This is a genomic window from Priestia megaterium (genome assembly GCF_009497655.1).
Taxonomy (GTDB): domain Bacteria; phylum Bacillota; class Bacilli; order Bacillales; family Bacillaceae_H; genus Priestia; species Priestia zanthoxyli.
The window spans coordinates 1752307-1778239 of sequence record NZ_CP023317.1; the positions used below are offsets into that span (position 1 = coordinate 1752307).

The 25933-nt window shown below is 34.0% G+C and carries 34 protein-coding genes and 2 pseudogenes; 28 read left to right on the forward strand and 8 right to left on the reverse strand.

The features are described from left to right. Positions 1-329: 329 nt before the first annotated feature. A complete protein-coding gene (locus tag CEQ83_RS08795) occupies positions 330-902 on the reverse strand; it encodes a hypothetical protein (RefSeq protein ID WP_052191885.1) in 573 nt (190 codons plus the stop codon). 151 nt (positions 903-1053) lie between these two features. Between CEQ83_RS08795 and CEQ83_RS08800 the strand changes: the two genes are divergently transcribed. The 4 genes and pseudogenes from CEQ83_RS08800 to CEQ83_RS27390 all read left to right on the forward strand — a co-directional run. Next, a complete protein-coding gene (locus CEQ83_RS08800; protein ID WP_049164015.1) occupies positions 1054-1494 on the forward strand; it encodes a hypothetical protein in 441 nt (146 codons plus the stop codon). 71 nt (positions 1495-1565) lie between these two features. Further along, a complete protein-coding gene (locus CEQ83_RS08805) occupies positions 1566-1829 on the forward strand; it encodes a hypothetical protein (protein WP_033578656.1) in 264 nt (87 codons plus the stop codon). A 382-nt stretch (positions 1830-2211) separates the two neighbouring features. Next, complete coding sequence (locus tag CEQ83_RS08810; protein WP_033578658.1) at positions 2212-2775, forward strand: SMI1/KNR4 family protein; 564 nt, start codon at positions 2212-2214, stop codon at positions 2773-2775. A 278-nt stretch (positions 2776-3053) separates the two neighbouring features. Next, a pseudogene (locus CEQ83_RS27390) lies at positions 3054-3476 on the forward strand (DUF7832 domain-containing protein); the annotation flags it as partial. Positions 3477-4124: 648 nt separating this feature from the next. Here the strand turns inward: CEQ83_RS27390 and CEQ83_RS08820 are convergent. Further along, on the reverse strand, positions 4125-4796 hold the full coding sequence (locus tag CEQ83_RS08820) for a hypothetical protein (protein ID WP_033578659.1): 672 nt from the start codon (positions 4794-4796) through the stop codon (positions 4125-4127). 211 nt (positions 4797-5007) lie between these two features. Here CEQ83_RS08820 and CEQ83_RS08825 point away from each other — a divergent pair, with 211 nt between their 5' ends. The 8 genes from CEQ83_RS08825 (at position 5008) to CEQ83_RS08860 (ending at position 9651) form a co-directional block, all read left to right on the forward strand. Next, positions 5008-5484, forward strand: coding sequence for a hypothetical protein (locus tag CEQ83_RS08825; protein WP_033578660.1), 477 nt, complete (start codon positions 5008-5010; stop codon positions 5482-5484). 75 nt (positions 5485-5559) lie between these two features. Further along, the gene (locus CEQ83_RS08830) at positions 5560-6141 is read left to right on the forward strand and encodes a hypothetical protein (protein ID WP_033578661.1); all 582 of its coding nucleotides are present in this window, start codon (positions 5560-5562) and stop codon (positions 6139-6141) included. A 128-nt stretch (positions 6142-6269) separates the two neighbouring features. Further along, positions 6270-6641 (forward strand): aromatic ring-hydroxylating oxygenase subunit alpha, encoded by a 372-nt coding sequence (locus CEQ83_RS27395; RefSeq protein WP_228123042.1) that lies wholly within the window; start codon positions 6270-6272, stop codon positions 6639-6641. A gap of 477 nt (positions 6642-7118) precedes the next feature. Next, a complete protein-coding gene (locus CEQ83_RS08840) occupies positions 7119-7652 on the forward strand; it encodes a hypothetical protein (protein ID WP_033578662.1) in 534 nt (177 codons plus the stop codon). Between the two features lie 86 nt (positions 7653-7738). After that, positions 7739-8143, forward strand: coding sequence for a hypothetical protein (locus tag CEQ83_RS08845; protein WP_033578663.1), 405 nt, complete (start codon positions 7739-7741; stop codon positions 8141-8143). Positions 8144-8214: 71 nt separating this feature from the next. Continuing rightward, positions 8215-8541 carry a DUF6678 family protein gene (locus CEQ83_RS08850; protein WP_154991463.1) on the forward strand — a complete coding sequence of 109 codons (327 nt, stop codon included), beginning with the start codon at positions 8215-8217 and terminating at the stop codon, positions 8539-8541. Between the two features lie 127 nt (positions 8542-8668). Beyond that, positions 8669-9277, forward strand: a complete 609-nt coding sequence (locus CEQ83_RS08855) for a YxiF family protein (protein WP_154991462.1) — start codon at positions 8669-8671, stop codon at positions 9275-9277. Further along, positions 9274-9651 (forward strand): hypothetical protein, encoded by a 378-nt coding sequence (locus tag CEQ83_RS08860; protein ID WP_154991461.1) that lies wholly within the window; start codon positions 9274-9276, stop codon positions 9649-9651. Before CEQ83_RS08855 ends, CEQ83_RS08860 begins: the two co-directional genes overlap by 4 nt. 86 nt (positions 9652-9737) lie before the next feature. On the opposite strand, the gene CEQ83_RS08865 is transcribed toward CEQ83_RS08860, so the two are convergent. From CEQ83_RS08865 to CEQ83_RS08875, 3 genes are all read right to left on the reverse strand, one after another. After that, the gene (locus CEQ83_RS08865; protein ID WP_033578667.1) at positions 9738-9974 is read right to left on the reverse strand and encodes a hypothetical protein; all 237 of its coding nucleotides are present in this window, start codon (positions 9972-9974) and stop codon (positions 9738-9740) included. A 65-nt stretch (positions 9975-10039) separates the two neighbouring features. Then, positions 10040-10516 (reverse strand): immunity 26/phosphotriesterase HocA family protein, encoded by a 477-nt coding sequence (locus CEQ83_RS08870; RefSeq protein ID WP_228123043.1) that lies wholly within the window; start codon positions 10514-10516, stop codon positions 10040-10042. Between the two features lie 113 nt (positions 10517-10629). Beyond that, positions 10630-10965, reverse strand: a complete 336-nt coding sequence (locus CEQ83_RS08875; RefSeq protein WP_033578669.1) for a hypothetical protein — start codon at positions 10963-10965, stop codon at positions 10630-10632. 155 nt (positions 10966-11120) lie between these two features. On the opposite strand from CEQ83_RS08875, the gene CEQ83_RS08880 reads away from it, so the two are divergent. The 9 genes and pseudogenes from CEQ83_RS08880 (at position 11121) to CEQ83_RS08915 (ending at position 15935) form a co-directional block, all read left to right on the forward strand. Further along, the gene (locus CEQ83_RS08880; protein ID WP_049164020.1) at positions 11121-12035 is read left to right on the forward strand and encodes a DUF4240 domain-containing protein; all 915 of its coding nucleotides are present in this window, start codon (positions 11121-11123) and stop codon (positions 12033-12035) included. A gap of 98 nt (positions 12036-12133) precedes the next feature. After that, entirely contained in the window at positions 12134-12616 is a 483-nt protein-coding gene (locus CEQ83_RS08885) for a hypothetical protein (protein ID WP_154991460.1), read from the forward strand. A gap of 39 nt (positions 12617-12655) precedes the next feature. Continuing rightward, a complete protein-coding gene (locus tag CEQ83_RS08890) occupies positions 12656-12994 on the forward strand; it encodes an Imm8 family immunity protein (RefSeq protein WP_033578671.1) in 339 nt (112 codons plus the stop codon). An 80-nt stretch (positions 12995-13074) separates the two neighbouring features. After that, positions 13075-13431: pseudogene (locus CEQ83_RS27400) on the forward strand (barstar family protein); the annotation flags it as partial. A 126-nt stretch (positions 13432-13557) separates the two neighbouring features. Then, a complete protein-coding gene (locus CEQ83_RS27405) occupies positions 13558-13842 on the forward strand; it encodes a hypothetical protein (RefSeq protein ID WP_049166355.1) in 285 nt (94 codons plus the stop codon). A gap of 16 nt (positions 13843-13858) precedes the next feature. Further along, positions 13859-14383 carry a DUF2695 domain-containing protein gene (locus CEQ83_RS08900; RefSeq protein ID WP_049164023.1) on the forward strand — a complete coding sequence of 175 codons (525 nt, stop codon included), beginning with the start codon at positions 13859-13861 and terminating at the stop codon, positions 14381-14383. 69 nt (positions 14384-14452) lie between these two features. Continuing rightward, positions 14453-14731 carry a hypothetical protein gene (locus CEQ83_RS08905; RefSeq protein ID WP_033578673.1) on the forward strand — a complete coding sequence of 93 codons (279 nt, stop codon included), beginning with the start codon at positions 14453-14455 and terminating at the stop codon, positions 14729-14731. A 51-nt stretch (positions 14732-14782) separates the two neighbouring features. Then, the gene (locus CEQ83_RS08910) at positions 14783-15199 is read left to right on the forward strand and encodes a WapI family immunity protein (protein ID WP_420812519.1); all 417 of its coding nucleotides are present in this window, start codon (positions 14783-14785) and stop codon (positions 15197-15199) included. Positions 15200-15509: 310 nt separating this feature from the next. Beyond that, positions 15510-15935, forward strand: coding sequence for a hypothetical protein (locus tag CEQ83_RS08915; protein ID WP_033578676.1), 426 nt, complete (start codon positions 15510-15512; stop codon positions 15933-15935). Between the two features lie 895 nt (positions 15936-16830). Here the strand turns inward: CEQ83_RS08915 and CEQ83_RS08920 are convergent. The 3 genes from CEQ83_RS08920 to CEQ83_RS08930 form a co-directional block, all read right to left on the reverse strand. Further along, entirely contained in the window at positions 16831-17187 is a 357-nt protein-coding gene (locus tag CEQ83_RS08920) for a DUF4181 domain-containing protein (RefSeq protein ID WP_155017189.1), read from the reverse strand. Between the two features lie 353 nt (positions 17188-17540). Then, positions 17541-17786 (reverse strand): hypothetical protein, encoded by a 246-nt coding sequence (locus CEQ83_RS08925; protein WP_228123044.1) that lies wholly within the window; start codon positions 17784-17786, stop codon positions 17541-17543. A 29-nt stretch (positions 17787-17815) separates the two neighbouring features. Continuing rightward, positions 17816-18505, reverse strand: coding sequence for a hypothetical protein (locus CEQ83_RS08930; protein ID WP_154991458.1), 690 nt, complete (start codon positions 18503-18505; stop codon positions 17816-17818). A 259-nt stretch (positions 18506-18764) separates the two neighbouring features. Between CEQ83_RS08930 and CEQ83_RS08935 the strand changes: the two genes are divergently transcribed. The 7 genes from CEQ83_RS08935 to ppsA all read left to right on the forward strand — a co-directional run bounded on the left by CEQ83_RS08935 (position 18765) and on the right by ppsA (position 25846). Then, positions 18765-20030 (forward strand): Y-family DNA polymerase, encoded by a 1266-nt coding sequence (locus CEQ83_RS08935; protein ID WP_155017190.1) that lies wholly within the window; start codon positions 18765-18767, stop codon positions 20028-20030. 14 nt (positions 20031-20044) lie between these two features. Then, on the forward strand, positions 20045-20377 hold the full coding sequence (locus CEQ83_RS08940) for a YolD-like family protein (RefSeq protein WP_098112796.1): 333 nt from the start codon (positions 20045-20047) through the stop codon (positions 20375-20377). 120 nt (positions 20378-20497) lie between these two features. Next, positions 20498-21013, forward strand: coding sequence for an SMI1/KNR4 family protein (locus CEQ83_RS08945; RefSeq protein WP_154991456.1), 516 nt, complete (start codon positions 20498-20500; stop codon positions 21011-21013). 13 nt (positions 21014-21026) lie between these two features. Beyond that, positions 21027-21404 carry an SMI1/KNR4 family protein gene (locus CEQ83_RS08950; protein ID WP_154991455.1) on the forward strand — a complete coding sequence of 126 codons (378 nt, stop codon included), beginning with the start codon at positions 21027-21029 and terminating at the stop codon, positions 21402-21404. Between the two features lie 289 nt (positions 21405-21693). Further along, positions 21694-22137 (forward strand): hypothetical protein, encoded by a 444-nt coding sequence (locus tag CEQ83_RS08955; RefSeq protein ID WP_063247207.1) that lies wholly within the window; start codon positions 21694-21696, stop codon positions 22135-22137. 349 nt (positions 22138-22486) lie between these two features. Continuing rightward, positions 22487-22870 (forward strand): hypothetical protein, encoded by a 384-nt coding sequence (locus CEQ83_RS08960; RefSeq protein ID WP_033578688.1) that lies wholly within the window; start codon positions 22487-22489, stop codon positions 22868-22870. A 369-nt stretch (positions 22871-23239) separates the two neighbouring features. Beyond that, complete coding sequence (gene ppsA / locus CEQ83_RS08965; protein WP_154991454.1) at positions 23240-25846, forward strand: phosphoenolpyruvate synthase; 2607 nt, start codon at positions 23240-23242, stop codon at positions 25844-25846. Positions 25847-25933: the final 87 nt, after the last annotated feature.

Genomic DNA, 25933 nt, shown 5'->3' on the forward strand with positions numbered 1-25933 from the left:
TATAACAGGGTCATCTCAAGGAAAATTAAGAAAATAACAAGCCCTAAAATGACAGAAACCATATTGAACCACCATTTATTTCGTGATCTAAGAATCAATAGGCCAGCAAGTATTACCATTAAATATTTAGAAACAGTTTCGTTTATATGCAATACCTCAGGTAAAAAGATGGCTGATAAATAAAAACCAATAGCTAGTATCAAAGAGTTTCTAACTAAAATGAACAATATAATTACACTCCGTTCAATATTTTTAAATATTAATTTTACAACCTATATTGAATTAAGAGGTTTGGTAATCCCACTCATGACTATGTATTGTAAATAAGGTTAATTATATTTTGTTAATAATTTCTCTCTTACGGGTTCTAACTTTTTGAATTTCTTATGATAAGATTGCCGTTGCAATAAACTTTCCACTAACTTAAGAGCATCCTCTTTTCGATTCGCTTTTACATAACTATCAATAACCTCAATGTATTGTTTATCATATGGAAATTTCTCTTCTTGAACTAGTTCAAAAGCTTTATCAAAACAAAAAGTAGCATTGTTATAATCCTTCAAATAGAGGTATGTTCCTCCATTTCCAGCATGTAGACCCGCGCGCTCCGCATTGCTCAACCCTGAAAGATTTAGACCTTCATTTCTAATCTCAAGTGCTTTCTCGTATTTTCTTTCCATTTCTGCAATAATAGCCGCATTATGAAAGTGCTTAAACTTTGTTCGCTTTTTCTTAGGACGAGTGATCTTAAAGATAATCAAAATGACAATTAAATCTCTTATTACTAAAGAGGCGTCATAAACGAGGTTCTCAAGGCTATATTTTGCTATAGTCCTATATACTAAATGAACCACATCATAAAGAAGAGAGAAATATAACATATAAAGAAGAAATTTTTTCAATTCGTTCCCGACTTTCTATTATTAAGTTTCTTTATTATACATGATGTATGATAAAATGAGTCGATAATATGACAAATAAAGAAATTTATGGAACTAAATCATTCTATTAAACTACTAATGTCACTAAAAGATTGAATGCGAGGAAATAAGCATGAATGACTATCCTAGAGCAGGCTTAAGATTAAGGAGTGAGCCTGGCGTAGACCCAGAAGTAAGAATAGTGTGCATTAACTTTTGCAAATGGTTAAGAACGCAAATGGAGTTTCCTATCCGAGTTGTTATTTACCTAAAAAAGGATTATCAAATTAAGAACCGGACGACAAAGGAGTTGGTAACAGCCACTTTCTTTGCTCCCTACGAAAAAGATGTTGAACCATATATCCGTATTGCTACTGGAGATTATAAAGACTTGATCAGAGAAAGAGGAAAAATAGATGCATTGTATGCGATGTTAGAAAGCATTGCTCATGAACTTTGTCATTATCAACAGTGGTTGGAGGATAAGGAATTAGAGGAGGAAGAAGCTGAAGAGAAAGGGTCTCAACTAGTTGATGAATATGCCGAAAACATTGATTCAATTTTAGATTTCTAACCATCTTCAATAACATTTTATGAAGGCTTGAAGTACCTAGAATATACACTAATTAAAGGGGAGGAGATAGAATGAAACCAACTATTGTAGATGAACTCATAAAGAAGATTTCCTTACTCGATTCAAGCAAGGAATATGTTGAATTAGCAGTTGATTTAAACGATATTTACGAAAGTAGTAATAAACTTGATCGATTGATTACAGACACTCTTAGTTCTTCACTAGACCAAGAGAAGCTAATAGATCAATTAATTGAAATAGAGGTCGAACTTGATCATATTAATTGGCATTATAAAAGCTTTAAAAAGGAATTAAAACAATTACTCAACACGTAAAGCGAAAGAAGGTACAGGTTTTGAAAAAAGGTGCTATAAAATTCTTGTTATATTTTCTAGTCTTTTTTGGAGGTAATTTAATTATTAATATATTACTTAAATCTCAGGCTGATTTCCTAAAAGCATTCTCTACTGCTTATGGGGTCGCATTTGGCATAGTTGCTATCGAGATTTATACAAGAAGAAAATCCAAGGCCGTGTAATAGCCTTGGGTTTTCATTTCCGATAACTATTTTCACGTTAAATATAAGGTGTAATCGTGCAATATTTATTGTAGGAGCGTAGAGCTGATAGTGAAGCGCTAAGGTGAGTCTAAAAATAGCTAATAACAAAAGAGATACTTTCTGTCTGAGTATAAAGTTAAATTAAAGAAGGTGAAGTTTTGAAAAAAGAATTTTATTTGGGAGATAGTTTTTGGAGCGACGATAGCAAATATAAGCGTATAGATTATCCGATAAATGATGAAATCATAAAGAAAGCTGAAGTTATTTTAGGTATTAAGTTACCTAGTTCATTATTGGATTTACTGAAAATAAGAAATGGTGGGGGATTAAACTACCCACACTTTATGTTACCTGATGGCGATGCAGAAAGTATTCCTTATGGAGGAAGAGCAAATATTGATTCAATTGACCCTATACATTTTGAAAATGATGACATAAGTATCTTATCTTCCAAAGAACTATTAAAAGAAGTCAAACTCACCGGTGAATTTGTGGTTTTGTGGACGGATTTTCACTATTGGGTCGTGTTGGATTATCGTAATAGATCACAAGATCCTACTGTTATGTATATCGCAGAAAACTTCTCAGCTTCAACAAACGATACTATAGAATGGGAGTATATCAAAATAGCAGATACTTTCGATGATTTTCTAAAGCAGTTATTTCGTGTACCCCCACTAAATCCAAAGCAATTAAAAAGCAGTTATAGCCGCAAACAATGATTAAGCTAAACCAGTTTTTTAGAGACTACATTTTTTTGCTATAATCTTATTTTCATTGGTTTAATATATATTGTTTAACCTCTACAGTATATAATGCAGTATATCGTTTATTTTTAATGTAATTCATGGAGGGAATTTTGTATAAATTAAAGTGCATTCCATTTTTTGTGTTTATTATTTTGTTCCTGCAAGGCTGCGAAGACTCATTAAATAAAAAAAGTAGTCGTGAACAAGAAGAAACTACCTTAATAGAAGATATAGAGAAAGAGGAAGAGGCCATGATAACCGTCTATGATAAAGCTAAATGGCATTATGAAGGAGATTTTCCAAGTAACTTGAGTGAAAAGCAGGCATTCGTTCATACTGGAATGTATCTCGGTTGGATTATTGAAGAAAACCTATATAGCAAAGAATTTGAAGAAGAAGCTGCGCAGGAGATTATAAAGTTTAAACAAAAGAACATGACCGGAACTGAAATATATATGGAATGGGATGGCGTCTTTGCCAGCGATATGCTGAATGCGGAAGGAAGGGCCTTTACAAAAGATTACTTTGATTTCGATAAAGGTACTTATTTAGATGATTATGAAGCTATATTTCCTCATATAAAATCCCTTTATGAGGTAGAAGATACGTGGAATAATTATGAGGCTATTAATACAAAGATTAATGAGCGTTTTGATACTTGGAAGCATACAAAAGAAGAAAATAAAGGTGATAAGTTATTTACGGTTGATTCATATATTGGTTCATTAAAGAAAACACTTGAACAAAATGAAGATAAGTTAATTAACAATATCGAAAAAGTACATACTTTTCATTATTATAAGGACATTGACTTACTAGACTTTGAAATCTTCATTCAGCCATTTGATTTGTCTATTAGGATGTTTTCTATGGACAATGAAGCGAATGAAATTTTCTATGAAGGAAACAATCGTGCCATTTTTTCAGGTAGTTATGAGCTACTTGAAGAGTTTGAATACTATGAGCTAGCCGACGAGCATTCAGATGAGTTTTGGGATTTTTATGAACAAAATGAAGAAGAAATATCTGCTGCTGAGAAAGAATTGATTTCAAACTGGTTTATTTCTTGTTGGAATAAAGCTGGCGATAATAGAATAAAGCTGCCTGTTTATCTAGACTTTCATGATGATATAGAATCTTTTGATTTAAAGAAGAACAAATGGATCGATAGTGAAGACAAATGGTCTGACGAAAATGGTAACTAAATTCATTATCTATATTAAAAAATAGAAAGGTATATGTTCGTAAAATTATACATTTTAGTTACCATAATATTTTTATCATTAGAAGTAAAAAAAGCCCTTACGAGGGCTTTTTTTAGCTTACGTACCTTGTACCTCTGTTTTTAGGGTTAAACATTCCTTACAAAAATAAAAATAGATAATCATTTCTCCCAAGAAAAGGTCCACCACGGATACAAGATCTACTTCAAAATCATGAGTGATACTGGAAACATATTGCATGTCATGGTTACAGGTTGGACAGCTTATATCATTTGGATTTTCCACGTATAGAGGCGCTCCCAACACTCTACATATATACTCCCGACCAAATAAGTCAAATGCATCATAGTAGGCGTCTTCATTGACTGGTATATCTTCTCCTAACATATTAATAAGTTTGAATTTCGTATAAGGAAGAGGAACAGGTATTTTATCTTCTTCGTCTTGAATCCATTTTCCCTTATCATTTTGGCTTAAAACAGTAACATTTTTTGTTGTTGGATTTAATTGAAATAGTTGAGGCTCCCATACAGTAGAACAATTTAAGCATGATATTAAAGGTAATTCCTCAAGTTTAGAAGTTCTTAGTTCACTTAATCTATCATCCTTTAGATCAAAACATAAAATCTGATGTAAATCTTCGCCACATAACTGACATTTTGGTACATTCCATTCTTGTCCTCCGAAACGATGATTATAAACACCACTACCTTCAATAGCTCTAAATCCTTTATGACCCTTCCAATGCTGTCCATAGGGTTCATTTATCATTATAAGTCCTCACTTTTATATAATTGGTAACCTTATTATACCTCAACATAAGTTATGTTTAATAAGTTGTATGAGATATAGATTTTCACTTAAGTCGGGCAAGTGTGTACTCTAACGAGCGCTCACCTGCCCGACTATATTATAAATTTATACAACATTCACAACTTAGAATATATAATTAAGCTAATTATTGTATGAGGGAGTTACTATTATGAAGAAGTACAAGAAAATGTTAGTGGGGTTTAATAATAAAGATTTAAATTGTTATGCTAGCCGGGGAGATTGGCTCTATCTTGCAAATAAAAAAGATACAAAAAAGGGACTTTTTCGTTTACCAAATTATCTTTATTTCTTCGTTTCTTTAAATAGTAAGCGTATGCCTTCAGAATTTGGAGTTGTAAAGACAATTGAAGGATATATTACAGCAGAAGATCTTGCTAGGCTTGATTATGAAAACAGGAAAATAGATGTTTCACTCATAAATGAGGAAGTTTTAAAAGAATATGAAGAATTTCTCGAAAAGATAAATGCTAAACCAGAGCATACTCCTATAGGAGCCACATGGTTAGAAACGATATTACCTGAAAAGACGAGAAAATTAAGAGTACATAAAAAGTTTTTTACTGGCATGTCTAAAGAGGAGAAAAAATCTGTATTTGAATTTGATATTAAAGATATATCCGAATGAAACAAACGCTAAATTTTTATAGTCAGTATTTGTTCCATTAAAATAATTGATTTTTTGTTGAAAGGTGGAGCTTTTTTGGATCATTTTTTTGTTAACTTAATCCCAAATGGATACTACGATTATGAAGAAAATGAGGTACTTCCAGCACATGAGTTAATTCTCCGACCACTACTCTTGTGTGCCAAAGAGTGCTATGTGTATGGCCTCAAAAAAGATACAGAATTATTTCAACAGTGTAATGATATACTTTCTTTTACTCGTAACAAATACAAACTAGATTTAAAAAAGGAAGTCATCAAAGGATATGAACAACTTTGGAATGCAACAGGATGGCAGAGAGGTTCTATCTTAATCTTTCTAGAGCCAGAAAAGCTTAAGAAGCTAAATATTTTCACTTCCTGTTATGATCCTAGTATTTCGGAAAATCCTAATTCAGGAGAAAGTGCTGCAGCTATTAGATTTTGTAAAGATGTAGTTACGAAAGAAAAGCTAGTTGGTCTTTGCTTTTCGGCCTCTAACGGTATTGAATATATGAAGGTTTATGCGGAGAGCGATACATTAAAAGAATTATATGAATGTGCGTTAGTACAAGCACTGTCTTCAAGTTCAGATTCTATATATACACCCCAAAAAAAACGTAGAAAATTACCTAGATAGTAAGTATCGATCATTAGCTTTTAATATGACACCAGCGCGGTATCCACGTTTGGCGGGCCGAGATAGGAAACGCCTCACAGTTCCGCTGGCCTTACCACGGTTGGTCCTACCGGAACGATGGACGAGTCGTGGGCCTGCCGTTTCACAAAGAGGCCTACGGTGGCGATGACGGCTTCAAGAAAAAGGGCCAGACACTGCTCCCCGCTCCTTCCCTGGGGGTATACAACGGCCTGATATTCATCAGCCTCGACCCTGAAGCGGAACCGCTTGACGACTTCCTGGGCGACTTTAAGTTCTACATAGATTACTACACCAACCAAAGCGCGGACGGAATCGATCTTCGCGGCCCCCACCGGTGGCGTGTCAAGGCGAACTGTAAAATCGGCGCCGAAAACTTCGCCGGCGACATGTACCAGACTCCCCAAACGCACACGTCAGTCGCTGAAATCGGTCTCTTCCGCGAACCCAAGGCTGAGAAACGCAAGGACGGAACGACCTAGTGGGCCGGCAACGGCGGGGGAACCACCTACAAGCTCCCGGAGGGAACCTTGGAGGATCGGCTTCGCTAAGTCGGCTACCCCGACGACATGATCGCCCGAATGAAGGACCATTGCAGCCAGGAGCAGCTTGAGGTAGTCGGCAAGGATGGTTTCATGGTCTCGGCGGCATCGGTCTTCCCTAACATGAGGTTCGTCCACAACTGGCCCCGCGTCGAGGAAGGCTCCGAGGACGTGCTCCCTTTCATCTCCATCCGCGTGTGGCAGCCGATCAGCGACAACGACACGGAGGTCCTGTCGTGATTCGCGGTCGACAAAAACGCCCCAGACGAATACAAGGCCCTTTCCTACAAGGCGTATCTCATGTGCTTCGGCAGCGGCGGTATGTTTGAGCACGAGGATGTCGACAACTGCGACTCAAGTACCGGGAATCCCGCGGTCCAATTATTTAGACGGTACTTATGGAAAGGAAGAAACTTAATGAATATCTTTGATTGCTTAGATGAACTACAAGGAGAATTGTTTGAGAAATCATACGAAGAAATGGAAGCTAAGTATTATGAATTATGCTCTACTAACGTGGAAGGTAATGAAGCAGAACGGATTCATAATATAAATTTAGATACTTTTCAAACGCAAGTAAAGAGTAGCCTTCAAGAAGCTGTGCATATAGTAAATGCACAGTCTGCAAAAGCCATTTATTTTGAATATGATATGGATAGTGATTGGGAAAGTACATTTTTTATTTGTGATGGATATAGTAGTCTCTTTGAAGAAGATGATGACTGGGCCAGTGATTGGATAGACGAAATTGAAGGACCTAGTAACAAAGAGTTTGCTCAGATTTATCAAGAGAACGGTTTTGATGCTACGGAAAAAGAAAGGGTTATAACGCTATTTTTAATTGTAAGAACGCTTGTAGCTTTCGCGAAAGCTGTAAAAAACATCAAAGTTGATGTTCCTTTATGTATAGGATTTCATGATCAAGATCCAATCATGCGAATTAAAGAGTAGCTAGTGAGATATCCACCGTGGCAACACAAATAACTCATTATATATGGAACCTGTAGAAAAGTTATATTGAAGAGAGGATTATTAAAATGTTAAAAATAAAAAACTTTCATTTGCTAACTAGTCTTTCACCAGATTTTTCTTTTTTAGATATGAAATATATTATAGAAGTAAGGTACTTTACAGAGTATAGAAACAGTTTATTGTTTGATGAAGAGAACAAAACTAATTTACATATAGTCTTTCTTTTAAAAACTAAAGGTGCTCATACCTTTCATGAAGTTAGTATGAATTTTTATAGCGTAGGGAATTTCAAACTATATGCGAGTGGGGGAGCTTTACAGTTATCTATATTAGAGATAATAGATCTTCGTGATAGAAGTTGGGAAAATATTAGATTTCAAGTGCATGATGTAGAAAATCAAGATATCGATTTTTATTGTAACAGCATTGAAGTTTTAGGTGTTAAGGAATCACCAATTATTGATAATTAATAATTTAATATGTACCAAATAACTTTTCTGAGGATAATTATGCTTATGACAACTAAGGGAGTGGCTTTTTTATGAGGTTTTGTGAATATCAATCAGTAATGAATAATACCAAATGGGAAGAAATTAAAAATAAAATGAATGATTGTTCTATAAATGCATTTTGGAGAACACAAGATGTCAAAACTAAGTATATAAGTGATTGGGATGGAGATTGGTTTTATCATTTCAAAGGTAATTATAAAAACATTGAATGGTTAGAAATAAAGGTAGAAAATTTGGAAGAGAAGGGCCAAGTGATAAATGAACTTAGAACAATTAACGTACCAGGAGAAACGAAAGATAATGCTATAAAAGTTTATGGATACGTTCAAAATAACAATCCTATAGATTATTTATAATAGCTGATGGTTCTTATAATTCGTGTTATGGTAAATAAGTTTATATGGTATACATCATTGAAATAGATTGATATTCTTTAAATAATCGAACTCTTAACTAAGAGAATTTTTAAGTTTGGAGAATTTTATGGATAGTAGACAGCAGAAAATGAAAAGGTTATTAAAACAAAACCATGTACGAAACGAAAGAGAAAAGGTTATTGCTCTTTTTGGTAAATATTTTGACTATAAATTAAGAATTGAAGATTTTAAGAGTTGTAAAGAAACGAATGAACATAACAGATTGTTAGAGGAGCAAGTCTGTTATGAAGAGATATTTCAGCTGTACAATTCTCTCGATAGCAATGAAATTAATAAACACCTTCGCGGAGAATTATCAAGAAGCATTAGGTTATCTCATAAGCACCTTTTAATTTTCCATAAGCTTGTTGAAAAGACAGGTACAGTACATATAGACAAACAATATTTAAAAGAGACTTTAAATAAATTAGGGAACTCTATGTTTTTTTTGAAAGAACATAACGTTATTATTGGACATGGAATGAATAATATAATAGGAAATATTATGATAGATAAAGGTTTAAACAATACTTTATATAACAACATAACAGAATTTATGGGAAATAATTTTATGTATTCACACTTCTACATAGTTGCTCCTGATTTCAAATTTGGATTAAATATTTCTTATGAAGAATATTTCTATTCAGTTAGTTACTGGGGGGAGAACAAATGAAATACTTTGAACAAGCGAAAGAAATATGGACTAAATATGTCCCTAAAAATGGGCAATCAGACATTGTAGAGGGTGAACTAATTAGGGCAATTGAAAAACTAAAATGGGAAGCTCAAAGCAATGGGAATGGGAATTGGGATGAAGGTTTTGAAATGTTGGGTTTATATATTTTAGAAATATTAAATGACAACGACGTGTTTGAGCCAGATATATTATTAGAAATTCAATCTGATGTAAATATCCTACTTACTTCTGAGTATGAACCCTATTTAGAAGATGACTTATATGATCGGTTGGCAGATCATGTCATTGAATGGCATTTTGCTAAAAAAGGTCCTATTAAAAGGGCAATCAACCAGAACCTTTATAGATAACAGATTAAGACAGAGAAGAGATATTTGTGTCTCCTCTCTTTTTTACGTGTTCTCATAGTCCTGATTACGTCAACTAGATTGTATTTTTAATGTGAACCATTGAAATCTATTTTTTGATCAACTTCCACTAAGTTTGTTTCATAAAGCTTCTCGTCTTCACCATCCCCTACAACTGCAACTAATCGTAGATCTTTCCCAGGTTCACCGAGTATTATTGCCTTTGAGCCTATGGTTTCAGAATTACAGTCTGTATAAAGGTACTCAGAAAGTATTTCAAGAATATCGTCTTCATTATATTTAAAGTATTTTCTTTTACTATCCATCATTAACACCCATTCATCTATATATTTTCTATCTTGATAAAAGTCTATTTATCTTTTAGTAATATTTATTTCTTAACAAACATATCCTCGGCCCTAAATTTGATGACGCTGTAACCCCATGTAGAAAAAGTACTATACAGTTGTTGTTCTTCTCTTGTTATAGGTCGAATTTCTGTGTATCCTTTTTGCAACATACAATTATCTGCAAAGGCTTCTTGTGATTTAAAATAAGCTACCTCTAAATTGTCTAATTCTAAATCCCTATAACCAGAAATCATGCCATCTAAGGCTGTTTCTTGTATCATTTTAATATGTCCATCACCTTGTTTAAGTATGATTCGTCCTTTCAAATCCTCACTAGTAGGTGGTTCATCTCCTACCCAATCCATTAAACCAGCGATGAAGTTTTTTGTATATTCAGGACTAGTTTCTAATACTCTGCCACAAGCAAATCTTCCGTCACTTAAAGGAATGGGCCAAAATTGACCGGGCATGAGATATCTATTTGATTTTGGATAAAATGGATATGAAATTTTCTTCACTATTTGGATGTCCTCCTCGAATGATACTAAATGCTCTTTAGCATTTAGTTTAGCAGATGAATCTAATCATTCCTTTGTATAAGGATTGGCTATGTTAACTAACTTTTTATATCTTATTCATCTAAATAAATGTTGATCATTTCTACACCCTTTAATATATAGTTACAGCCTTCAGCCGTTTTTGAAGCTAAAAACTCATTAATTGGGTCACCATAGTATTGCCATTTATCAGAAATCGTCTCTAATAATTGAGTTAGTTCGTTGAGACTTAAATCCTTTTTCACGATTAAATTGAGTTCTACAACATATACATCATCGAATTTCCAGTAAGGCTCTAATCTTTCTACGTTAGCTTTAACTAATATTTGGTTTATCTTTTCTAAAAAAAATTTTAAATCTTTTTCAGCTTCAGTTTTATTTTTTGCTGTAACATATAAACGTACAAACAATATTAATACCTCCTATAAAAAGGTTTCTATATAGTTCTAGGACATTATTATATAAGGGATTACTAGGGTAACTAGCTCTGTCTATTATATACACTTTTAGCATTACTTGTTATTCTACTTATAACTAAACTTTTAACTGAAAGGAATTACATATAGTGAACTCAAAGAGAGCTGTGCAAGTAGGAGATATCTTTGCTACCCCATTACCGATGAATAAGTATGGTGCAGTTAAAGTAGTGAATATAATTGATCGCTCTTATCTTCTTGGCATTACAAGCTATATAGACAAACAAATACCTACAATTGACTCTGAAAAAATTCATCAAGCTTTGATTACCGAACTTATAATAGGTGATGCAAAGAAACCATTATATAAGTGGGTAGATGGAAGAATTCCTAAAGAGTTAATCTTTATTGGAAATACGTCCTTAACTACAGAGGAACAGGGAATCGAATCTAATATATACGGAGGAAATTGGTCAAAAGACTGTGCTCTATCAGTTTATTTTGAGTGGCGTAGACAAACTGATCCTGAAGGATTTGCACTCGAAATTCAAAAAGAAGATGAAGCTCTCGCTTTAAAAAACTCTATATCAAAACCAAAAAAAATGTTGGATGAGAAAAATTTTTGGAGGGTTATTTCTTTATTAGACTGGAGTAAGGAAGATGAAGAGGCGATTGTAGAGGCTGCTATCAAAGAACTTTCTACTTTCACTGCATGGAAAATAAGACATTTTGAAGAAACTCTCTCCTATAAGCTTTTCTTATTAGATACAGAAGAACATGCAAAAGAAATAGGAGAATATTGTTTTTCTCAACAAGATCAACATTTCTCACCTGACCTCTTCTTATATGCACGATGTGCAGTAGTCGCTCGTGGTAAAGAAGTTTTTGAAGATGTCTTATCTAATCCTTCAAAAATGCTCAAGGACACTGAATTTGAAACCTTACTGTCTCTTTCGTCGGAAGCTTATTATTTAAAAAAGGGGAAAGAATTCGAATATGACAGTGGCTGTAGTTATGAGACATTTTCAAATAGAAAAGGTTGGTCAGAAGGATTTTTACAGTAAAGTGGGCTTTTTAGCTCATTTTTTAATATCTAAAGAGATTTGCAGTACTTAATTTGTTCTAGGGTATACACCAAAACAATCGTAAAGGGGTAAGTACAATGAAAATAGAAGATAAAACATTTACCGAACGGATTCTGAAGCACTTACTTATAGGCAGTCAAATAGATGGCGTGAAGTTTGGGACCGATAATGCCATAACTTTATTGTATTTTACTAACTACACTAGAAAAGAAGACGGCGATTTTGTATTAAACATCGAGACAACTTGGACTGTATATTCTGAATTTAATGATACGTACCCATCATCAGAGAGTGATGTGCCATTTAATACAGAAGAGCAGCATTTTAAGCATATTTGGGACATGAGAAGAGAAAAGGTAGTGGATCTTGTATTAGGAACTTCATCTCCTCACCTTATTATCACGCTAGAATCAGGGAAAGTTTTATTTGTGAATGGTCACGATTCTAACTATGAATGTTGGCAATTAGGAGATCATTTTTCAGGAGGGAGTTGTGATTGGCTTTTAGTAGCAACCCCAGGCGATAATATCGCCATTTGGTGTCCTGATGATTTTGAATAAGTACTAGATTACTTGGTATAGAAGGGAGAATGATAGATATTGCTGACACTACATTTATATGATTTAACAATTATAGATGATGAATGGGGAGAGAATCATAACGATTTTTACGTCAAATTAGAAGCTGACATTGGAATAAAAGGACATAAAAGCCCAATAGAAGTATTTTCAATATATGTTACGAGCCCCTGTAGACTAAGTTCAATGCTAAAAGACCAAGAAATCGAAACAAGTAGAGGCTTATTTATTATGAATGATTTTAATATTAAGGCTGTAGAAGATCGACTTAAGAAATTACTCCTACATTGCAGCAGACCAAGTTGGGAAGAATGCTTACTTGCAGTTAGTCGATATGCTATTAGAGAGTGTGAAACGTAATAAAGTTTGGAATTCCTTTTACGAAGACTAAGGTTAAATTAACAGGATTATTTTACATATATGCTCAAGGGAGGCAGAGAATGAATTTAGATCAATTAATTAAGTTAGGGGCTCCCTATTTTCATATAGCTGTAGGAGATACAGCATTATTATTTAACTTACAGGTTCAAGCTAGGGAATTAAATAAGACAGAATTCAAAGTAATTAGGGGAAAAAAGTGTAGGAATATCACAGGTCTAATGGATGAATGGGCTGCTGCTCTCCAATTCCCAGATTATTTTGGAGAGAATTGGGCTGCTTTTGACGAGTGTTTAAATGATCTAGATTGGCTTCCTGCAGATAGATACATCTTATTCATTACGGACGCACATCTCATTTTAAAAAAGAAGAAGAAAAATTTTAAAATTTTAATCAATATTTTAAAAAACACTATTCAAGAATGGACTGAAGGTAGGTATTATGATTCTTTCCCTACGGAACCGACTCCTTTTCATATTATTTTTCAATGTGGTGATGTACATAAGGAAATATTTCAAAAAAGGCTTGTTGATGCAGGAATAGAGCTGGTAAATACCTTTCAACTAGAAAAACAGGATAAAGCATTACAGAATTTCCAAAGAGCACATCAATTTTGTAAGAATAATAAGGAGAATTTAGTCCAAGATCAAATATGCGGCTGTTTTTACTGTTTGAAAATGTTTCATCCGATGAAAATTGAAGAATGGATAGACACTGACGATGATACTGCTATCTGTCCTTACTGCGGGATTGATTCTGTAATAGGTTACAGCTCTGGATTGCCCATTACCCAAGAATTCTTAAGAGGAATGAAGGCATATTGGTTTTAAACAAGGGGGTACGTAGATGGATAATTTACTGGATTTACGGATTGAATTAATCACAGGACAAAAATTAGCTATGCAAGGGTCTTATCAAAGAAGAGCTCCCTCAAAAAAGGCCATTCCTCATCTTTTAGTAGCAAGAAAAGGTTTAAAGGATTATGTTAACCAATACCCTACTAATGCTTTAGCTTGGCAATTGCTATCGGAGGCTGAAGAATATCTATTAAATTATAACGAGGCCTTAACGGCACTTCAGAATGCCCTATCTCTTGGCGAAAAAGATAAAAAGTTACTAAAAAGATTAGCTATGCTAACAGAATACGGAAACCAATGGAAAGAGCTTGGAATAACATCAGAGCAATTAAAATCGTTAGAAATATATCTACAAGAAAAATTAGAATCGTATGGTTGTAATCATACGTTAATTTATACCAGAGAGTGGTTGGATATAAACGTGTTAAGAAACAAAAAGTCTAAGTTAGTAAAGGCCTTACAAAATCATGGTGGTTTTTGTGATTGTGAAGTTCTTATGAATGTGATCGATTAGGTTAAAGTACTACTGAAAGTCTTTATTTTACTAACTTTAATAAATATCTATTTTGAAAAGGTGAAACGAATGTTTGAAAGTCAGCCAACAAACAAAGATTTGATAAATAAGCTAGAAGATGTTCTCAAAGGAGACGTATCTAGAGAGCAATTTAATATGTGGGCCTACAAATGGGTTCAAAATCTAGATAATAGAAGTAATCTTTCCTTAAATGAGAATCAATTACATGAATACTTTATTTTCTTATTAGGCATCGATTTAGAGATGGAACCCGATATATATTTCTACGACAATAGACAAATTCAAGAATGGATTGAGAAAATAAAACATGGTATTCAATTATCTTAATAAAGATATAAGTACTATCGTTGAGAAAAGAGATGCAAGAATCAAATTAAAATTGAAGGTAAACAGGGCTTTATTCAAATTAAGTCAGAAAAGAAATATGGGTTTTCCAATAAAAAAAGTCATTTTGGAGGTTATGATATTGAAGGAACGGTTGAAATAAAGACTGGGAATTACTATGTATTAGGAGAATTGTGGTTCACTACAAACGATATGTATGAATTTTATCAAGCATTAAACAAATGCTATAATACCCTCCAAGGCATAGCCACTTTTATAAACTACGAAACGTCTCTTCAAATAGAATTTGAATTTAATAATCTAGGTCAAGTCGTTATCCAAGGTTATTATAGAGAGAAGCCTTATTTGGAAAACGTACTGCAATTTGAAATAGAAAGTGATCAAAGTTTTATTTTAGCTACGTTAAATGAATTAAAAACATTTTTGAGTCAATATGGGGATATTAGCTGAGATAATTAATGAAAAAAGGAAATCCAAGGTAGGGTAAAGTACCTTGGTGTTTTTATTTCTCAAAACCTCTCCTACATTAACTAAGAGTGTATATACAATAAATTGTTTTAGAAAGATCAATGATAACAAAAATTCAAAATTTCAATAACGTAGCTTTCGATTATCCTATAAAAAGGTACAGTTCGCAAAGGCATAAATCCCCAGAATTACATGCCCTAATATCTTAAAAAAGCTCCTTTGTATATACTGTTGTGAATAAAACGTTATTATGGTATAAATCTACTATAATATAACAAAGTAGGTAATTTACATGTCAAAAAGTAAATGGTTTTTGATTTTATTTGTTCTATTAATTTCTATTACTTTTTTCTTTTTTATACTCAAAGAAGATGGAGAAATCAAAAGAGATAATATAGAAATAGGATATAAAACAAATGATGAATCTCAACACATTATTGATCCACAGAATAAAGTGGATCGAAATAAGGAAATAATCGTCTCTACACATTTTAAAGAAAATTCGGAAAAGGAAAAACAAAATAAAAAGTTTGTACTAAAATTAGCTAATATCAAGGATAAGAGCAATGTTTTAATGGAAGAAATTATTCCTAATGACGAGGCCACTGCGGGTTACGAATTTAAAATTAGTTCAGGAAAACTTTCTGCGGGAAAGTATCAATTTTCTTTGTATAGAGATAATAATTTGAGCGTAGTAAAAGTCTTTACATTCAAATGATAAAGAATACATAGTCCGTAAAGGTATACCTTTACGAACTTTTCTTTTTCGTAAGAAATCTATCATCTTTATCGTTTGCTTAAGTTATAAAAACAATTACGAACGTCTTCTGGAATCCATGCACTTTTACGAACATTTTTAGTAATAAAAAAGGATTCATACCGGTTAATCGATATGAATCCTTTTGAAACATAGTTATATACCAATAGGTATTTCTTATAATAAAATTAATCCACCTATTATAAGAACAGCACCAAGCATAATACGGAACCCAGAAGACGACACTGGATCAGTAACTATATCGGATGCTACTGCTAAAACAACTAAAGTTTTTTTAGTCTTTCCTTTTGTGTTTTTATCTTTTACGATGATTAAAATTCCCGAGATTAATAGATACAAACCAACTAGTAAAACTAATATAGGTATAAAAATTATTTCCACCTGCTCTTATGTATTATAGTGTATTTATTTTCTATGCTTTTTATAACGTACATAGCTCTTTGTGTATGTATAAATAAACCATTAGAAAACATTCAATATTGCTCCAATAATAATTGCTATTAAAAAATATATCAGGAGACTAAATGATATTAAATATTCCCTAGTTTCTCTGTTATATCTTCACTCCATAAAGATTCGGAAACTTAAATAACATAAACAGAAAATAATTAACATGACCCACATAGGAAGCTGTTCAAAAGCAATAAAGAGTATAATAAAAACAATATAAAAACTTTTTTCTACCCATTTATGCCACTTGTTTACATGATTTTTTCAGTGTCGTGGTCATCTTTAACATTTAATTTTATAGCAAGATACTTTGTAATAAGAGATGCTACTAACAATAATAGTAAGAGGTATAAAAATGTTTTTAGCAATAATATTCAACTCCTATTTAAAATACATTTAACAAAGTACCAACTCCTATAGAAGCTAAATAAAAGAAGAAGAAGATAACGGCTAAAAGGTGTTCCTTTGTTTCTCTTGCAAATTTCCATTCCATAAATATATTAAATCCCTGATAAACAATACAAAAAGCAGCTAAAATAATCCACATAGGAACTTGATTATAATAGCTTAGGGAAAATAAAAATATTATGTATAGTACAACTTCTATTCTTGAGTGCCACCTGTTTACTTTTTTTCTATAAATATCTGGATCGGTTTCTAAGTGCATCTTTTTTCTTAAGTATTTTTCGACATAACGAGCGATATAAAACGCTACTATAATAAAAATCAAAAATTTGTACATAAATACCTCCTAATATCCAATAATATCATTTTTTTCTATTTTAATTAAATTAATCCACTTGTTGTGGAATTAATCATATGATTTAAGGCAGGTTTTATTGAACAGTAAGAAGAGGCTTCACTTGTGAATGAAAACATAGTAGCAATTGAAAGTTATAAAATTGCGTTTTATAAAGATTTAAAATATATGTTACTGAGGAAGATGATGTAATGACGAAATAACTATGTAAAGAAAAGATGGAAAGTTAAAGAGCCCTTGTATACCAAGAGCTCATATTTTTGTATGGTTCCGATAATTAAACTTATGTGAACTAGAATATAATAAGAGGCCGGGACAAAGCCCAGCCTCTTAGATTATCTATATAAATTTTCTACAGGTTTACCTAAATTGTTTATATCCTGAGTAATATTTAAAATGATTAAATAATGATCTTGGCTTTTTCGTTTACCAAGAAAAACAACTTGGTGAACTTCAACTAAATCATTTTCATATTCTTTGTTAGTTTCACACATTTCATACAAAGTGCTACCAAACTCAGTATTATCCCAATTAGCTATATCAAGCTCTATAAAAACTTGGCTTTTTTTTACGTTAATCATTTGTTGTCTACCCCTTATCTATAGCACAATTAGAATGCTAGTGGAAATTGCGTACTCTTTGCAGAGTTGCTTTTATTTATTATAACTCTATGATCTCTTGTCGAAGTATCTGAGGTACTAATATTAGAATCAAAACGTTTAGCGTAAAAAACTTGAGTATTTCCTTTTTTATCAGTTTGTGACCATTTATTATCGTAATTATTCATAGTTTCTTCTCTTAATTTTTTGACATCAACATTGCGACCATATTGAGTATCATTAGGTGTAGATTTTTTCTTTGGATTATACTTATGCCTATCATATGCGTGCTCATTGATAAAGCTTGATTTGTTCATTCCACCATTTAATTTATATGGAACAGTGTTATTCTTTCCCTTTTTAGGTTTACCTCTTCTTTTTAAAGCTTCAAAAGTACTTGTCGAAGCATCAGATACAACAGCCGTAATAGCCCCACTTGTGTTTGTAGTCACTTGTAAATTGATATCGTAACTAACTCCATCTTCAAAAAAAGCAGTATATGTAACTTTGTTGATTGCATCGTTCTCTAAAATCCCTGCATTTTTAAGTTCATCTAATCCATATACTTCAATTTTTTCTTCCAAAACTAACTTCTGAAATTCATCATCGTTCCATTCATCTGCGTAAGATATACTGCTAAACGAAAATAGACCTAAAATCATTAATAAAAAGGCTTTAACTAAAATTCGATTCTTTACCACTTGATTTTCTCCCCTTTTTCATATTTTGTCAACAATGAGAAATTATACTATACAAAAACAGAAAATGTAACAAAAATATACATAAAAATAATAATTTGTTATTTTTATAGTTATATAGACCTTTCTGTAAGTTGATTAAAAAGAGATATATCATATTGCAGTAACAATAATCGGGAAAAATTTAGAATTTCCATTGAATAAAGAACGTTTGTTCGTATATAATAGAGAACAAACGTTCTTTATCTAAGGAGTTCTTTCAATGGATTATGCCCAGCTACCAAACAGAGTCATTATATGCATCGATATGAAGGCATTTTTCGCTTCAGTTTCTTCTGTCATACGGGGATTGAATCCGCTAAAAACAAAGCTTGCGGTAGTAGGAGATATCAAACGGTCTGGATCGGTTGTGTTAGCTGCCACACCCTTACTAAAGAAAGAAGGAATCAAAACGGGAAGCCGTCTTTTCGATATTCCTAAAAGAAAAGATATCCATGTCGTGAATCCATCTATGGAGAGGTATATCAAGGCTTCGAACTATATTTCTAGTTTGGTGTTACAGTATGTGGCTCCTGAAGACTTTCATGCGTACAGCATTGATGAGTTGTTTATTGATGCGACAACTTCTTTGCATTTATTCGCTAAAACACCAGAAGAATTAGCCTATAAAATCATCAACGAGATTTATCAAAAAACAAGGCTGACAGCTACTGCCGGAATCGGTCCCAATCTCTTACTGGCAAAAGTGAGCTTAGATCATGAGGCCAAGAATAGCCCAACAGGAGTTGCTTATTGGCGGTATGAGGATATTCCCTTTAAGCTGTGGTCCATTCATCCGATGAAGGATTTCTGGGGAATCTCGTCTGCTACGGAAAGACGCTTACAACGGTTAGGCATTCACACCATCAAAGAACTCGCTCTTTCTTCAAAGGAGATGTTACAAAAAGAATTTGGCATTCTGGGTGAAGAGTTGTATCAACATGCGAATGGGATTGATTACAGTCGCATTTCTGATGTGTACATTCCTAGCTCTCGTTCATTTGGAAAAAGTCAGATTCTATTCCATGATTATACAAACCGAAAAGAAGTGGAGTTATTGCTGTTAGAGCTATTGGACGATGTATGTTTTCGTTTACGCATGCATCAAGTAGTGGCTCAGACTGTTCATTTATCTATTGGTTACAGCAAACAAACAGGTGGAGGCTTCTCAAGACAAAAGAAAATGGGGAGAGCTTCGAATTTAAGCCAAGATATCTTTCCGTATTGTTTAACCATCTTACATACACATGATAGCGGAATGCCGATTCGTTCCATTGGGATTTCCTTGTCGAACACACGCATTCAAGAAGAAGAACAAATGAGCTTATTTGAGGATATTGATCAGCGGGAAAGAGCCTATGCACTTGCAAAAACGATCGATGACATTCGTCTTCGTTATGGAAAGAATAGCGTTCTACGGGCCTCAAGCTATCTCGATCATTCAACGGCTCGTTATCGAAACGGCCTTCTAGGAGGTCATAAAGCATAAAGGAGGAAGCTGCTATGCAGAACAGAGGAATGAAAAAATGGCGACCGTTCGCCACTATGCCAGAGCAATACAAAGGATTACAGGAAATTATAAAAAAACAAGCAGAAATACCACAACCTTTTTTAACAGAAGATCAAATGGAACAGATTAATTTCACTTTGATTGAAGCGCTTCATACACATAAAAAAGTGTACCTGACGTATTACAAGCATGGGCAGTGTATAACAGAAACAGGAGTTATTCAGTTTGTTGATTCTCTAGGAGGATTATTTGTTTTTATAGATGAGGGGGGTAACCAGGCGAATAAAATGAGGTTAAGCGAGCTAATTGATGTTCGTTTCATGTAGTAGAAAGTAATAAAACAGTTTATTTACATAAGATTCCCATACATAATTAGTATAAGCTTAAAAAGTACAGGATCATTTTCATAGATTCATTTAGTAATGTTATATAAGGAGGCCTTTAAAATGAAGCAGGTTTGGCATGAATTTGAACAGTGGTTGAGAATAAATCGGCCAGAAGCAGTAGGAACACTTAACGAAGCAGCTGCTGAATCAGAAATTGCAGCGGTTGAACAAAAGATGGGACTAACCTTCCCCCAAAACCTTAAAGACTGGTTAATGATACATAATGGACAGAGCGATGAGTATATAGGAGTTATTGAAAATTATACTCTATTACCTCTAGAGGAGATTCTGTATACGTGGCAAACCTTAAAAGAGCTTTTAGACGGAGGAGAATTTGAAGATTTTCCAGAAGTAGAACCTGTTGGACCAGTGAAAAAAGAATTGTGGTGGAACCCGCGTTGGATTTCGATTGCCACGAATGGGGGAGGAGATGATATTTGTATAGACTTGGATCCGGCTGAAGGAGGAAAAGTCGGCCAAATTATCACCTTTTGGCACGATTGGGAACAGCGCGAAGTAATAGCAGATAGCTTAGAAGAATGGGTAATGGCCACGATAAATCATACAGATCATTAAAGGGGAGAAGCAAATGATAAAGCCGGATATAGAGAAAATCTATAAAATTCTTAAAGCACTTCCAGGTACGTCGGTGAAAGTAGAATTTGAAGATGAAGTGGGAGAAATTCTTTCTACTCCTTATTATATCTATCTTAAAAGCGAGTTTTTAGATGGACAATTAGGCTATAGAGAAGATCTAGAAGCCAATTCCCTTATAGGGAATCAAGAAGGAGATTGGCAAGAAAGCTGGTTTGTCATAGGGTATGATGAAGAAATCGGCGGTGACCCGCTTTTTATTGATATAGCGAATGAAGATTATCCAGTTTTTACAGCTGAACATGGTATGGGTGAATGGGACGCTTTAGAAATGTATGATTCTCTAGAAGAGTTTGTAGAAAATGTTACTTAATTATGGCTTCGTTAAAAGATTTTGATAAGAGTACGGTCAGAAGAGGACAGATAGTAGTTTAATATCTACCTAGCTGTCCTCTTTTTTAGCATCTATTAAACTTAGAAAGAATGTAGAGAGAGGAAGAGACTAATGGTAGGAATTGATTTCAGAAGATAAAAGTGAAGAATTATTAGATGCTTTTGCTAATTCGTTATAATTTATCTTTCTAATCAGCTTATAAATTAAGCTAAAGAATTCTGCAGCTGAAGGTAACTTCTAAATAGCCTAAGTATGGGAAGTGAAGACTATGTATCAAACTATAAAGATTAATAATTGGATTTTAGAAATTGATGTTGAAGAAACAAAAAAACAGTATTTGAAGAAGTGGGATTTGTGCGATTGTCTATATTGTCTAAACTTCTATGAAGCTATGAAGTCAAGATCAGAGATAGAGCTTCAGCTTTTTTACCAACTAGGTATTAATCCTTCTCAATGTAATCACTTATCACATTTTGATCCTCAAGAAAATGGGCTACACTTCTATATTGGCTGTTATCATCTTGTAGGTAAGGTATCTCTTCAAACGCCTCTTGAAATTATAAATTCAGATGATGCAATCCAAATAAGTAATAATTTACATATTGGCTTTTCTAAAAATTTGGAATTTGTCCCTGGTGGATTTGCCAGACCCGTACTTCAACTGAATTTTGAGATAGAAGTCCCTTGGGTACTTGCTGAAGAACCGAGTTAACGTGCTTTTATATTTTAACTACCGCTTTAAAGTATGTTTTGAAAATGCTAAAGCAGGGATAGAAAAAAAGCTACAGTCAAGAGTAAAAGAGGTAGTATACAAAGACGCACTATTCTTTAGTAAACAAAGAATAGTTGAATAAACACATGTGCTGCTTAAATAAATATGCTGTAAAAAAGCACTCACAAGAGTGCTTTTTACTTTGCCTTAAGAAATGATTTTACAAACAATCATGATACATATGGGTATTTCTACACTCGCTGTGCACAAAAAACTGGAAAAAATTCTCTTCGTTCATTTATAATAATAGAGAACTATGTCGAATCCTAAATATTGGAGAGATTGCTATATGAGAAGAATACTTCCTTTTATAATTTTTACCATTTATTGCATTCCATATGTTTATCTATCTATACGAAAAGATTTTGAAGATGATTCAAAAATAAACTATATAATCATGGCCATGGTTACAGTCGTACTATCTTATCTAAGCGGGCTGATTAGAGCAGATTTGTCACTTATTTTAGGAAATATCGTTTCTTTTAGTACTTCATATTTTTATAACGCGTTAAGACTTCCTGATCCAAAATGGGAAAAATACTTTTCGCCTGTTACTTCGGTTGAGCAAATCGTACTCATAAGCCTTGCGGCGCTTGTACTGCAGATGATTGTTTATACAGTTGCTAGAAAGCGAGCGAAGAGATACATTCGTAACGCTATGGTTTCAAAATAGCAAAAAAGAGAGTTAGTCATTTGATGGGCCAGACTCTTCAGATGACTAGCTGAAAGAAGGGGTAAAAAGAAATTCATTCTGTATGAGAAGATAAAGCGATTAAAAACATTGAAAAAAATTCTCTTGCAGTCAAACGAGGAGGGAAGAATAGAAGCGTTATTAGGCATATACTTACCTGCTTTAAACAGGATACGAATCAATTAGGTAAGCTATTTATTACAACTTTTAAATATGTAACCGCAAACAAAAAGGTATGTATTTCTCTTCCTACTTTAATTATACCACATAAAAAAATGCCGATATAGACTGTTTATTCTCATTTACTGCTGGTAAAATCAATAAAACATTACCGGTTAGGAGAGATGTTGAATGAACTCTTTAGTTCTTAGCTTTCAAGAAATAAAAGATACACAGCTTTCACTTGTTGGAGGAAAAGCTTTAAATTTAGGCGCGTTATCAAAAATTCAAGGAATACAAGTACCGGAAGGATTTTGTGTGACAGCGGCCGGGTATCAAAAAGCTCTTGAACAAAATGAAACATTTCAAGCGTTACTGAACCAGCTGACGATGCTAAATGCTGATGATCGAGATCAAATTGGTGAAATCAGCGAAAAAATTCGCCAAACCATTATGGAAATAAAAATTCCTTCTGACGTTGTAAAAGCAGTTATTCATTCTCTCTCTCAGTTTGGGGAAGAGCATGCTTATGCAGTTCGTTCAAGTGCGACAGCTGAAGATCTGCCACATGCTTCTTTTGCTGGTCAGCATGACACTTATTTAAATATCAGAGGCAAAGAAGCCATCCTTGAGCACATTAGCAAATGCTGGGCTTCCCTGTTTACAAATCGCGCGGTAACCTACCGGATAAAAAATGGATTTGACCATAGTCAAGTGCACGCATCGGTTATTGTTCAACGAATGGTTTTCCCGCAGGCTTCAGGTATTTTATTTACCGCTGACCCAATTACTTCTAACCGAAAGCTGTTATCCATTGATGCAGGATTCGGACTTGGAGAAGCGCTGGTGTCTGGTTTGGTATCTGCCGATTGCTATAAAGTACAAGAAGGAGAAATCGTTGATAAAAAAATAGCAGCTAAAAAGTTAGCTATCTATGGATTAAAAGAAGGCGGAACAGAAGCGAAGGAAGTTCCTTCTGGTGTGCAAAAAACGCAAGCGCTCACTGACTCTCAAATTTTACAATTAGAACGCGTTGGAAGACAGCTTGAAGCTTATTTTGATTGTCCTCAAGATATCGAGTGGTGCTTGGCTGATGATACATTTTATATTGTCCAAAGTCGTCCAATCACTACTTTATATCCAATTCCAGAAGCAGCTGATCAAGAAAATCACGTGTATGTATCTGTTGGACACCAACAAATGATGACCGATGCCATGAAACCACTGGGATTGTCTTTTTTTCTGTTAACGACTAATGCACCGATGCGTACAGCCGGTGGAAGGTTGTTTGTTGATGTCACCCCTATGCTGGCTTCACCTGACAGCAGAAAAATGATGTTAGGTGCCATGGGACAACATGATCCGCTCATGAAAGACGCACTTACAAGCATAATAGAGCGAGGAGATTTCATAAAATCTTTATCTAATGATCAAAGTTCCGGTAAAAGCAATAAAAGCGTGCCGCCTACGAAACCTAAGGTACAAATCGAAAACGACTTTACGATCGTTTTTGACTTGATCAAGAAGAATCAAGCTTCAATAGAAGAGCTAAAACAAACCATCCAAACGAAGTCAGAGTCGGAATTAGTCGATTTCATTTCAGAAGATATCGGGACATTAAAGAAGATTTTATTTGATCCACAAAGTACAGCTGTGTTTATGGCCGCTATGGATGCTTCATCATGGATCAATGAAAAAATGGAGACGTGGCTAGGTGAAAAAAACGCAGCAGATACGCTTTCTCAATCTGTCCCAAACAATATTACTTCAGAAATGGGTCTTGCGCTATTGGATGTCGCAGATGTAATTCGTCCTTATCCAGAAGTCATCCATTATTTACAACATGTAAAAGATGATAACTTTTTGGATGAAGTAGTTAAGTTTAAAGGTGGGCAGGAAACCAAAGACGCTATCTATGATTATCTCAGCAAATACGGAATGCGATGTCCTGGAGAAATCGATATTACGAAAACTCGCTGGAGCGAAAAGCCAGCTGCACTTATCCCGGTGATTCTTGGTAATATTAAAAACTTTGAGGCTAATGCCAGCAAGAAAAAATTTGAAAAAGGTTTGCAGGAAGCCTTAAAAAAAGAGAAAGAGCTATTAAGTAGATTAAAGCAATTGCCCAATGGCGAACAAAAAGCAAAAGAAACAAAAGAAAGAATTAATCTCCTCCGGAATTTTATCGGTTATCGTGAATATCCCAAATACGGGATGATTAACCGTTATTTTGTTTATAAGCAGGCTCTGCTGAAAGAAGCCGAGCAGCTTTTAAAAGCCGGCGTTATTGATGAATCAGAAGATATATACTATTTGACGTTTGAAGAACTTCACGAAGTCTTGCGCACACATAAACTGGATTACCAAATCATCAGCAAGCGAAAAGAAGAGTACAAATTATATGAAAAGCTAACGCCTCCGCGTGTGATCACGTCTCAAGGTGAAATTATTACAGGTGCGTACAAACGAGAAAACCTCCCGCCCCAAGCAATTGTAGGTTTACCGGTTTCTTCCGGAGTGATAGAAGGGCGCGCGCGCGTCATTTTAAACATGGAAAAAGCTAATCTATCAGATGGAGATATATTAGTCACTTCCTTTACCGACCCTAGCTGGACCCCGTTATTCGTAGGGATAAAGGGGCTTGTTACGGAAGTTGGGGGACTGATGACTCACGGCGCAGTCATTGCCCGCGAATACGGATTGCCAGCGGTTGTCGGAGTAGAGAATGCTACTCGGCTAATAAAAGACGGTCAGCGAATTCGCGTACATGGAACAGAAGGGTATATTGAAATACTGTAAAAGCCAAAAATACTTGCACTATTTTATCTAATTAATAGATGAAGATTTGTCTAGATTTCTTTGCGCATCTTCAGTTCATACAAAAAG